Genomic DNA, 11,200 nt, shown 5'->3' on the forward strand with positions numbered 1-11,200 from the left:
CGTCAAGGACGGCGTGCGCATCCTCTCGGACGGCGACATCAAGTCGAAGCTCGCCTTCGACGTGGCCGGCGCCTCCAAGGCTGCCATCGAGAAGATCGAAAAGGCCGGCGGTTCGGTGAAGCTGCCGGAAAAGGCAGCCGCCGAGTAACGGCGATTTGAAGCGCGATCGGCAAGAGTGAGACACGTTTCGCTTTGGATTGCGCTTTGATCCGATCAATATGGCGGCCGCATCAACGCGGCCGCTTGCATGTTTGCAGTCCGGAGCTTATCTCGTGAGCTTCGGTGACACGCGCCGCCTGAGTTGCGGGCCATCGAGCGTGACCAAGCGGAGAATCAGGCATGGCTTCGGCTGCTGAACAACTAGCCTCGAATCTGAATTTCTCGGCCTTCGCCAAGGCGGAGGATCTGAAGAAGCGCATCTGGTTCACCATCGGCGCGCTGCTCGTCTACCGCCTCGGCACCTATATCCCGCTGCCCGGCATCAATCCCGACGCTTTCGCCCAGGCCTTCTCGTCGCAGAGCAAGGGCGTGCTTGGCATGTTCAACATGTTCGCCGGCGGCGCCGTCGAGCGCATGGCGATCTTTGCCCTCGGCATCATGCCCTATATCTCCGCTTCCATCATCATGCAGCTGATGACCTCGGTCATCCCGACTCTGGAGGCGTTGAAGAAGGAAGGCGAACAGGGCCGCAAGGTCATCAACCAGTATACCCGCTACGGCACCGTGCTATTGGCCCTGGTCCAGGCTTACGGCATTGCGGTCGGACTGGAGGGCGGCAACGGCATTGTCAGCGATCCCGGCATGTTCTTCCGCATCTCGACCGTCATCACGCTGGTCGGCGGCACCATGTTCCTGATGTGGCTGGGCGAGCAGATCACCGCCCGCGGCATTGGCAACGGCATTTCGCTGATCATCTTTTCCGGTATCGTCGCCGGCCTGCCGCAAGCCATCTCCGGTACGCTGGAACTTGGCCGCACCGGCGCGCTGTCGACCGGCCTGATCCTGGCGATCATCGTTCTCGCCGTCGTCGTCATCGCGCTGATCGTGTTCTTCGAGCGCGCCCAGCGGCGCTTGCTGATCCAGTATCCGAAGCGCCAGGTCGGCAACCGCATGTTCCAGGGCGACACATCGCACCTGCCGCTCAAGCTCAACACGGCTGGCGTCATTCCGCCGATCTTCGCTTCGTCGCTGCTGTTGCTGCCGGCGACGGTCGCCGGCTTCTCGCAGACGACCAACATGCCAGCCTGGGCCAGCACCGTCCTGGCGGCACTCGGCCATGGCCAGCCGCTCTACATGGCGTTCTATGCGGCGATGATCGTGTTTTTCGCCTTCTTCTATACGGCGATCGTCTTCAACCCGAAGGACACCGCCGACCAGCTCAAGAAGCATTCGGGTTTCATTCCGGGCTACCGTCCGGGCGAGCGCACCGCCGATTACATCGACTATGTTCTCACCCGCATCACCGTCGTCGGCGCCATCTATCTGGTGCTGGTGTGTCTGCTGCCCGAGTTCCTGATTTCAGCGACTGGCGTACCATTCTACCTCGGTGGCACATCGCTTCTGATCGTGGTCAGTGTAACGCTCGATACGGTGGCGCAGATTCAGGGTCACCTGATCGCGCACCAGTATGAGGGCCTGATCAAGAAGTCGAAGCTGCGCGGGGGGAAAAAGGCCAGATGAGGTTGATATTGCTTGGACCGCCAGGGGCGGGCAAGGGGACGCAAGCACAAAGACTGGTAGAAAAATACGGCATACCCCAACTCTCCACGGGCGATATGCTGCGCGCTGCTGTCCAGGCCGGCACCGAAGTCGGCAAGCGCGCCAAGGCGGTGATGGACGCTGGCGAACTGGTCTCCGACGCCATTGTCAACGCCATCGTGGCCGAGCGTATCGATCAGGCCGATTGTGCCGGGGGATTCATCCTTGACGGATACCCGCGAACTTTGGTGCAGGCGGACGCGGTTGAATCGATGCTCTCGGATCGCGGCCTCACTCTCGACGCTGTCATCGAACTTGTCGTTGACGACAAGGCGCTGGTTGGTCGGATCGGCAGGCGCGTCGAAGAGGCCAAGGCTGCGGGTCTGCCGGTACGCAAGGACGACAACCCGGCGGTGTTCGAAGAGCGCCTGAAGGAGTACTACAAGAAAACGTCGCCGCTGATCGGCTACTACTATGCCAAGGGCAAGCTCAGAGGTGTCGACGGCATGGCCGACATCGATGCCGTGACGCGACAGATCGAAGTGGTGCTCACCGCTGCCACCCACGCGGCGGCAAAGGGAAAATAAACGATTACGCTTGACTGGAGCGGTTCGCTGGGGTATGGCGGCCCGTCTTCCTATCAGGCATGAGGCTTGCTTGCCCGCAAGGGCAAGGCAGCCGCTTTGAACTGGAAACTCCCGCATGGGCCGGCCTCCACCGGACGCGGGGCAACTTTGATAGCGCCGGCTTGCCCGGCCCACATGGAGAAGAGAAGAACATGGCTCGTATAGCCGGCGTCAACATTCCGACCAACAAGCGCGTCGTCATTGCGCTTCAGTACATTCACGGCATTGGCAAGAACTTCGCCCAGGAGATCGTCGACAAGGTCGGCATCCCGGCCGAGCGCCGCGTCAACCAGCTGACGGACGCGGAAGTGCTGCAGATCCGCGAGACGATCGACCGCGACTATCAGGTCGAGGGCGATCTGCGCCGCGAAGTGTCGATGAACATCAAGCGGCTCATGGACCTCGGCTGCTATCGCGGCCTGCGTCATCGCCGCTCGCTGCCGGTTCGCGGCCAGCGCACGCATACCAATGCGCGCACCCGCAAGGGCCCGGCCAAGTCGATCGCCGGCAAGAAGAAGTAAATTAGGGGAATAAGGGAGTAGGGGAGTAAGGCAGTAGGGAACAGCCGAGCGTTTCCCTACTGCCTTACTGCCCTATTCCCCTACTCCCTTACGAAGGTGGAGCCGCTGGCATTACGGCGGTGTAGAGATCAACTGAAAGGACCATCATGGCCAAGGAAGCCACACGTGTTCGCCGTCGCGAACGCAAGAATATTTCGTCGGGCGTTGCTCACGTCAACTCGACCTTCAACAACACGATGATCACCATCACCGACGCGCAGGGCAATTCGATTGCCTGGTCGTCGGCGGGAGCCCAGGGCTTCAAGGGGTCTCGCAAGTCGACCCCGTTCGCTGCCCAGATGGCTGCCGAGGACGTTGCCAAGAAGGCCCAGGAACACGGCATGCGCATGCTCGAGGTCGAAGTCTGTGGGCCCGGCTCCGGTCGTGAATCCGCGCTGCGCGCGCTGCAGGCAGCCGGATTTACCATCACCTCGATACGTGATGTGACGCCGATCCCGCACAATGGCTGCCGCCCGCGCAAGAAGCGCCGCGTCTAAGAATTATCGAACGCCGCGCGAACGCCAGTAGCGTTCCTCCACGGCATTCCAGGTCGCCCGCCACGATTGGATGGTGGCGGGTCAACGGAAGGAAAGCATCATGATCCAGAAAAATTGGCAGGAACTGATCAAGCCGAACAAGATCGAGTTTTCGTCGAAGAAGAAGACGCTGACCACGCTGGTCGCCGAGCCGCTCGAGCGCGGCTTTGGTCTGACCCTCGGCAATGCGCTACGTCGCGTGCTTCTGTCTTCGCTGCGTGGCGCGGCAGTAACTGCCGTGCAGATCGACGGGGTTTTGCATGAATTCTCGTCCATCGCCGGCGTGCGCGAGGACGTGACCGATATCGTCTTGAACATCAAGGAAATCGCCATCCGCATGGAAGGTGACGGCCCCAAGCGCATGGTCGTGCGCAAGCAGGGACCGGGCGCTGTTCTCGCCGGCGACATTCAGACGGTCGGCGACGTCGAGATCCTCAACCCCGACCACGTCATCTGTACGCTGGACGAGGGCGCTGAAATCCGCATGGAGTTCACCGTCGATACCGGCAAGGGCTACGTTCCGGCCGACCGTAATCGTGCTGAAGACGCGCCGATCGGTCTCATCCCGGTCGACAGCCTCTACTCGCCGGTCAAAAAGGTCTCCTACAAGGTCGAGAACACCCGTGAGGGCCAGGTTCTCGACTATGACAAGCTGACCATGACGATCGACACCGACGGTTCGATCTCGGGCGAGGACGCGGTGGCTTTCGCTGCCCGCATCCTGCAGGACCAGCTTGGTCTGTTCGTCAATTTCGACGAGCCGCAGAAGGAAGTCGCCGCCGAGCAGGTGACCGAGCTTGCCTTCAACCCGGCGCTGCTCAAGAAGGTCGACGAGCTGGAGCTTTCGGTGCGTTCGGCCAACTGCCTGAAGAACGACAACATCGTCTATATCGGCGACCTGATCCAGAAGACCGAAGCCGAGATGCTGCGCACCCCGAACTTCGGCCGCAAGTCGCTGAACGAGATCAAGGAAGTCCTGGCGGCGATGGGCCTGCACCTCGGCATGGAAGTGCCGGATTGGCCGCCGGAAAACATCGAAGACCTCGCCAAGCGTTACGAAGATCAATACTGACCGGTGAATTGAGAATGGTGAAATGGTGAATGGTCGCCGGTCGGCGACTTCGGAGAGGTAGAGCCCTTCCATTCACCATTCACTATTGACCATTCACAAAATGAAACAGCCGGGCCAACCGCCCACAACACCAGGAGAAGAGCCATGCGCCACGGATTTAAAGGCCGCCGGTTCGCCCGCAGCATAAGCCATCGCAAGTCGATGTTTGCCAACCTTGCCGTATCGCTCATCGAGCATGAGCAGATCCTCACCACCTTGCCGAAGGCGAAGGATCTGCGTCCGATCGTCGAGAAGCTGGTGACGCTCGGCAAGCGAGGCGATCTGCATGCCCGCCGCCAGGTGATTGCCCAGATCGGCAATGAAGGCGTCGTCAAGCGCCTGTTCGACACGATCGCGCCGCGCTACGCCACCCGCAACGGAGGCTATCTGCGCATCATGAAGGCGGGCTTCCGCCACGGCGACAATGCCGCCATGGCGGTCATCGAGTTCGTCGATCGCGACACCTCGGCCAAGGGCGCCGGCGACCGTGCCCGCATCGAGGCAGAAGGCACCGACGAAGAAGCCGCGGCCGCATAAGCTTCGGTTTGCGTAAAGAGTTCAAAAGGGGCCTGCGGGCCCCTTTTTGCATTCCGGAATGCGGCAGGGAACATTTGCGACCATTTCTGCTCAGCTCAGACCTTATCGCTCAAAATAATCGGATTTCATTGCCTCAGCCTTTCATTTTGCACAATCGTCGGGACAATGGCGCCCGACCCGGAGGATTCGGAATGCGCGTAAAACGGCTGTCTCTTGTTCTATTCTGCGCCTTGATGGCGCTGGCAGTCGCGCCGGCGGCCAGGCAGGCGCTGGCTCAGGACACCAAGGCCGATCCCGGTCTGTCCGATGTGCTGACGGACATGCTGCGCGGCGCCGAAGGCGAAAATGCCACCTCCGGTCCAGACAAGCGTGTTCCGTTCGGCCGCGAGGAGATGCAACTGTCCTTCGCGCCGCTGGTCAAGCAGACGGCGCCAGCCGTGGTCAATGTCTATGCCTCGCAAACGGCCAAGTTGAGGTCGCCCTTCGACGGCGATCCTTTCTTCGAAGAGTTCTTCGGCCGTTCGCAGCCGCGTGCGCAGTCCTCGCTCGGCTCCGGCGTGCTGGTCGATCCGACAGGCATAGTGGTCACCAATTTCCACCTCATCAAGGACGCCGATCAGGTCAAGGTCGCCACCGCGGACGGGCGTGAATTCGACAGCAAGGTGCTGCTCAAGGACGAGACGCTTGACCTCGCCGTGCTCAAGATCTCCTCCGACAAGCCATTTCCGGTCGTCGCCATCGGCGATTCCGACGCGCTCGAGGTTGGCGACCTGTTGTTGGCCATCGGCAACCCTTTCGGTGTCGGCCAGACCACCACCAGCGGCATCGTTTCGGCGCTTGCCCGCAGCCACATCGGCGTTTCCGATTCCAGTTTCTTCATCCAGACCGACGCCGCGATCAATCCCGGCAATTCCGGCGGTGCGCTGATCAACATGGGTGGCCAACTGGTCGGCATCAACACGGCGATCTACAGCCGCAGCGGCGGCTCAATCGGCATCGGCTTTGCCATTCCCTCCAACATGGTTCGCGCGTTTGCCGATGCGGCCAAGGCCGGGCGCGACTTCTTCGAGCGGCCCTATATCGGCGCCGAATTCGAGCGCGTGACGCCGCAGATCGCCGAATCGCTCGGTCTGGAGACCCCGACCGGGGCGCTGGTTTCGTCCGTCGAAGAAGCAGGGCCGGCGGCCACGGCGGGGCTCAAGCCCGGCGATGTCGTGCTGTCGCTCAACGGCACGCCGGTCGAGAGCATCGAGGCGCTAGATTACCGGATGGCGACGCTGTCGATCGGCACCAATGCCAGCTTCGGCGTCCTCAGCAAGGGCCAGCAAGCGACGATGGAGATTGCGCTGGAGCGCGCGCCGGAAGGTGCAAAACTCGCGGAAGTGACACTGCGCGGTCGCAGCCCGTTTTCCGGTGCCAAGGTTGCGGAGCTGTCGCCTCGGCTCGCCCAGCGGCTCGGCATGCGCACGGATGTCAAGGGTGTTACGGTGGTCGACATCAATCGCGGCTCGCCCGCAGCCGATTTCGGCTTCCAGCCGGGCGACATCGTTCGCGAGGTCAATGGCTTGACCATCGATACCGCCGCGACACTGGAACAGGCAGCCATGGAAGAGACGCGCTGGTGGCGCTTTACCGTCGAGCGCGGCGGGCAGATACTGCGCCAGGTGTTGCGTTACTGAGCCCGAGCGTCGATCCTTCGGACGAGATCGCGCTCCAACGAAACGAAGTGCATGGCCGATCTGTTCAGTGTCGATGAACCGGAAATGGCGCCGCCCGGCAGGCCGCTGGCCGACCGGCTGCGCCCGAAGAACCTCGGCGAGGTCGTTGGCCAGGAGCATCTGACCGGGCCCGACGGCGCACTGACGCGGCTGATCGGCTCCGGCTCGCTCGGCTCGATGATCTTCTGGGGGCCGCCCGGGACGGGCAAGACCACGGTCGCGCGGTTGCTTGCCGGAGAAACCAGCCTTGCCTTCCAACAGATATCGGCGGTGTTTTCCGGTGTCGCCGACCTGAAGAAAGTGTTCGAGGCGGCGAAGCTGCGCCGCTCCAACGGCCATCAGACGCTGCTCTTCGTCGACGAGATCCATCGCTTCAACCGCGCCCAGCAGGACAGTTTTCTGCCTGTCATGGAAGACGGCACCGTCGTGCTGGTTGGCGCCACCACCGAGAACCCGTCCTTCGAACTGAACGCGGCGCTTCTATCCCGCGCGCGCGTGCTGGTCTTCCATTCGCTCGGTGAGGACAGCATCGCAAAACTGCTGGCGCGTGCCGAGGAGACCGAGGGCAGGGCGCTGCCGCTCGACGACGAGGCGAGGGCGATGCTCATCCGCATGAGCGATGGCGATGGCCGCGCGGCGCTGACGCTGGCCGAAGAGGTCTGGCGCGCCGCCAAGTCAGGCGAGGTGTTCGGCGCCGAGGGCCTGCAGCGCATCGTCCAGCGCCGCGCTCCGATCTACGACAAGGGCCAGGACGGCCACTACAATCTGATATCGGCGCTGCATAAATCGGTGCGCGGCTCCGACCCGGACGCCGCCCTCTATTATCTCGCCCGCATGTTCGACGCCGGCGAGGATCCGCTCTATCTCGGCCGCCGGCTGGTGCGCATGGCGATGGAGGATATCGGACTGGCAGACCCGCAGGCGCTGGTCATCGCCAATGCCGCCAAGGATGCCTACGACTACCTGGGCTCGCCAGAGGGCGAGCTCGCCTTCGCCGAGGCCACCGTCTATCTCGCCAGCGCGCCCAAATCCAACGCCGTCTACACCGCCTTCAAGGCCGCCACTCAGGCGGCGAAGGAGTTCGGCTCGCTGCTGCCGCCCAAACACATCCTCAACGCGCCGACCAAGCTGATGAAAGACGAAGATTACGGCGCCGGCTACCGTTACGACCACGACGAGCCGGACGCTTTTTCCGGACAGGATTATTTTCCGGAAAAGATGGGCCGCCGCACATTCTATGATCCGCCGGAGCGCGGTTTCGAGCGTGATATCAGGAAACGACTCGACTATTGGGCGAAGCTGCGCGGCGAGCGGCAAAAGTAGGCTCGCGCGGCCTGCGGTCTCTTGAGACCAAGAAGGCCGGAGGTGCCTGACACCGTAGCTTGACCGGCAAGAGGGAGCATGATGTATCATCTGTTGCTTGTCTGTCTTGGCGGCGCGATCGGCGCAATGGCCCGCTTCTTCCTGTCCGGCTTCGTCGCCCGCCGGGTCGGCGAGACCTTTCCCTGGGGCACAATGGTCGTCAACGTTTCGGGGGCATTTGCGATCGGTGTCGTTGCGCATGCGGTGGCGCGCGAGAGCATGCCCGCCATCTGGGCCTTTGCCGCAACCGGCGGCCTCGGCTGCTACACCACGGTTTCCTCCTTTAGCCTGCAGACGCTGGCACTGGCGCGTGAGGGCGAATGGCTGCGCGCCGGTGGCAATGTGCTGCTTTCGGTCTTTCTGAGCCTCGGTGGCGTGACGCTGGGCTTTGCTGCAGGAAGTCTTCTGATTGGCAGTGGGGCGCCATGAGCAGCCCGCGGAAGCTCCGCTCCGGCGGGACGGACACCGCCGCAGCAGAGCATGCGGCGCGCCTCATTAGCTGGCGCAAAACGAACGAAGCGGTTCGAATCTATGCGACCGTGGCCGCAGGCAGCATGATCGGCGGCGTGCTGCGGGCGCTTGCCTCGCTGACGAGCACTGCCCTGTGGGGCAATGGATTCCCATTCGGCACGCTCCTCGTGAATATTGTCGGCTCATTCCTCATCGGCTTCTACGCGACATTGACGGGGCCGGATGGCCGCGCCTTCGCCAGCCCGTTGCAGCGCCACTTCTTCATGACCGGCTTCTGCGGTGGCCTGACAACCTTCTCCGCCTTCAGCCTTGAAACGCTCACCCTCGCGCAAAGCGGGAAGCTTATGGCGGCTGCGGCCAATATCGCGATCTCCGTGGTAACGTGGCTTGCCGCCGTCTGGCTTGGCCACATCCTTGCAGTGCGCCTCAACCGGCTGAGAGGATCCAGGCAATGAAGATACCAAGACAGGCGCAGTTGCTGCGCATATTCATCGGCGAGAACGACAGGGCAGACGGCCGTCCGCTGTATGAGGCGATTGTGCTGAAGGCCCGCGAAATGCAGATTGCCGGCGCTACCGTCCTGCGCGGGGCGATGGGGTTCGGCCATTCCAGTCGGCTTCACACCACGAAGATCCTCCGTCTGTCGGAGGATCTGCCCCTTGTGATCGAGATCGTCGATGACGAGGAAAAGATAGCCGCTTTCCTGCCCGTCCTTGAAACAATCATGACAAGTGGTTTGATCACACTGGAGAAAGTTCAGGTTCTGCAATATGGAACCGATAACGAATGATCGAGTGAGGTTGTGGGTGCCGGTGAATGCCGTTGCATGCCCGCGAAACGGCGATTGGAATTATGGCAGGCGTAGAACAGATCACGGTGGAGGCCGGCGAGGCGGGTATGCGGCTCGACCGCTGGTTCAAGACCCATTTTCCGGGGCTTGGCTTCGGCCATCTGCAAAAACTGCTGCGTTCCGGCCAGATCCGTGTCGACGGTGGCAGGGTGAAGGCTGATACCCGCGTCGAGCCGGGCCAGATGGTCCGCATCCCGCCGCTCGAAGTGGACAAGAAGGGCGAGAGCCCGCTTACCGGTCACTCGATCCGCAACCAGGGCGACGCCGACGTTCTGGCCAAGATGCTGATCCATGAAGATCCGAAAGTCTTCGTCTTCAACAAGCCTGCAGGCCTTGCCGTTCAGGGTGGCTCGGGTGTCACCCGCAATGTCGACGACATGCTGGAAGCCTGGCGCAACCAGAAAGGCGAGAAACCGCGTCTGGTGCACCGGCTCGACCGCGACACGTCAGGCGTGCTGGTCGTCGCCCGCACCAGGCTCGCCGCCATGAAGCTTGCCGAGGCGTTCCGGGCGCGTGAGACCAAGAAGACCTATTGGGCGCTGGTCAAGGGCGTGCCGCCGAAGCGCGAGGACAAGATCTCGACCTGGCTGATCAAGGAGGCGACGCCCGACGGCGACCGCGTGCGCGTCGCCAAGCATGGCGAAAAGGGCGCCGACCACGCGGTGTCTTATTACCGGATCGTCGAACAGGCGGCGCAGACCCTGTCCTGGCTGGAAATGGAACCCTATACCGGCCGTACCCACCAGCTTCGCGTCCATGCCGCTCACATCGGCTGCCCGATCATCGGTGATCCCAAATATTTCGAGGCCGACACCAATTGGGATTTCCCCGGCGGCATGCAGAACCGCTTGCATCTGCACGCGCGCCGCATCGTCATCCCGCATCCCGACAAGGGTCTTATCGTTGTCACCGCACCGATGCCGCCGCATATGCGCCAGAGCTGGAACCTGCTCGGCTTCGACGACGCCAGCGCCGAGGACTAGGTCCAGTGGGTATCGCTACCGATACACTCGACCGCCGCGACAGGGTCGACGTAGCGGCCGCCGCCATCATGGTCGGACTGACGTTTTCCTGGGGGCTGAACTACGTCGCCGCCAAGATCTCCTATGCCGGCTATGATCCCGTTTTCCTGTCGATGGCACGGTCGGTCATTGGCGGGCTGTGCGTTCTCGCCTGGTGCCGCTGGCGCGGCATTGAGCTTTTTACCCGCGACGGATCCTTTGTCGCCGGCATTCTGGCAGGCGCGCTTTTTGGTCTCGAGTTCCTGTTTCTCTATGTCGGGCTCGAACAGACGACCGTCGCGCGCAACACCTTGCTGGTCAACACCATGCCGTTCTGGGTGCTGGTCGGCGGGCATTTCCTGCTGGACGAACGCATCACCGTGCGCCGACTCGTCGGCCTTCTGCTCGCATTCGCTGGATTGGTCGCGGTGTTCTCCGATCAGTTGAGCGCCGATAATGGCGCGACACTGACCGGTGATCTGCTCAGTCTCGGCGCCGGCATACTCTGGGCCCTGACCTACATCGTCATCAAGCGGACGAAATTGGCGGAAACGAGCGCCGAGAAATTGCTGCTTTATCAACTGGCCGGCGCTGCCGTGGTAGGCGCCTTGGTGCTGCCTTTCGCCGGGCCGCCTGTCCGCGACTTCGCCGCTTTGCCGACCTTGGCTCTGCTATTTCAGGCGGTCTACATCGTCGCCTTCACCTATGTGCTATGGTTCTGGCTCTGTCT

General features: G+C 62.3%; 14 protein-coding genes. All 14 read left to right on the forward strand.

Translation table 11 applies throughout. The features are described 5' to 3' along the window. A partial coding sequence (locus tag EOA86_RS07345) for an uL15m family ribosomal protein (protein WP_164891602.1) occupies positions 1-148 on the forward strand: 148 nt, incomplete at its 5' end. Positions 149-339: 191 nt separating this feature from the next. Next, positions 340-1,680, forward strand: coding sequence for a preprotein translocase subunit SecY (secY, locus tag EOA86_RS07350; protein WP_065008707.1), 1,341 nt, complete (start codon positions 340-342; stop codon positions 1,678-1,680). Next, entirely contained in the window at positions 1,677-2,285 is a 609-nt protein-coding gene (locus EOA86_RS07355; RefSeq protein WP_029352232.1) for an adenylate kinase, read from the forward strand. The genes secY and EOA86_RS07355 overlap by 4 nt, the downstream gene beginning before the upstream one ends. A 191-nt stretch (positions 2,286-2,476) precedes the next feature. Further along, positions 2,477-2,845 carry a 30S ribosomal protein S13 gene (rpsM, locus tag EOA86_RS07360; RefSeq protein WP_029352234.1) on the forward strand — a complete coding sequence of 123 codons (369 nt, stop codon included), beginning with the start codon at positions 2,477-2,479 and terminating at the stop codon, positions 2,843-2,845. A gap of 146 nt (positions 2,846-2,991) precedes the next feature. Next, positions 2,992-3,381 carry a 30S ribosomal protein S11 gene (gene rpsK, locus EOA86_RS07365; RefSeq protein WP_023799279.1) on the forward strand — a complete coding sequence of 130 codons (390 nt, stop codon included), beginning with the start codon at positions 2,992-2,994 and terminating at the stop codon, positions 3,379-3,381. A 100-nt stretch (positions 3,382-3,481) separates the two neighbouring features. Beyond that, the gene (locus EOA86_RS07370; protein WP_023799278.1) at positions 3,482-4,492 is read left to right on the forward strand and encodes a DNA-directed RNA polymerase subunit alpha; all 1,011 of its coding nucleotides are present in this window, start codon (positions 3,482-3,484) and stop codon (positions 4,490-4,492) included. Between the two features lie 144 nt (positions 4,493-4,636). Next, positions 4,637-5,068, forward strand: a complete 432-nt coding sequence (rplQ, locus tag EOA86_RS07375) for a 50S ribosomal protein L17 (RefSeq protein WP_023799277.1) — start codon at positions 4,637-4,639, stop codon at positions 5,066-5,068. A gap of 191 nt (positions 5,069-5,259) precedes the next feature. Next, positions 5,260-6,747, forward strand: a complete 1,488-nt coding sequence (locus tag EOA86_RS07380; protein WP_127209456.1) for a DegQ family serine endoprotease — start codon at positions 5,260-5,262, stop codon at positions 6,745-6,747. A gap of 51 nt (positions 6,748-6,798) precedes the next feature. Beyond that, positions 6,799-8,109: a replication-associated recombination protein A gene (locus EOA86_RS07385; RefSeq protein WP_128341108.1), complete on the forward strand. Its 1,311-nt coding sequence runs from the start codon at positions 6,799-6,801 to the stop codon at positions 8,107-8,109. Between the two features lie 78 nt (positions 8,110-8,187). After that, positions 8,188-8,577 (forward strand): fluoride efflux transporter CrcB, encoded by a 390-nt coding sequence (gene crcB, locus EOA86_RS07390; RefSeq protein ID WP_128341109.1) that lies wholly within the window; start codon positions 8,188-8,190, stop codon positions 8,575-8,577. A 125-nt stretch (positions 8,578-8,702) separates the two neighbouring features. Continuing rightward, positions 8,703-9,074, forward strand: coding sequence for a fluoride efflux transporter CrcB (gene crcB, locus EOA86_RS07395; protein ID WP_245497162.1), 372 nt, complete (start codon positions 8,703-8,705; stop codon positions 9,072-9,074). Then, entirely contained in the window at positions 9,071-9,409 is a 339-nt protein-coding gene (locus tag EOA86_RS07400) for a DUF190 domain-containing protein (RefSeq protein WP_065009799.1), read from the forward strand. Before crcB (EOA86_RS07395) ends, EOA86_RS07400 begins: the two co-directional genes overlap by 4 nt. 62 nt (positions 9,410-9,471) lie before the next feature. Next, entirely contained in the window at positions 9,472-10,452 is a 981-nt protein-coding gene (locus tag EOA86_RS07405; protein WP_128341111.1) for an RluA family pseudouridine synthase, read from the forward strand. Between the two features lie 5 nt (positions 10,453-10,457). Beyond that, a partial coding sequence (locus EOA86_RS07410) for a DMT family transporter (protein WP_245497163.1) occupies positions 10,458-11,200 on the forward strand: 743 nt, incomplete at its 3' end.

Origin of the sequence: Mesorhizobium sp. M5C.F.Ca.IN.020.32.2.1, assembly GCF_004023105.1 — a bacterium.
GTDB lineage: Bacteria > Pseudomonadota > Alphaproteobacteria > Rhizobiales > Rhizobiaceae > Mesorhizobium > Mesorhizobium wenxiniae.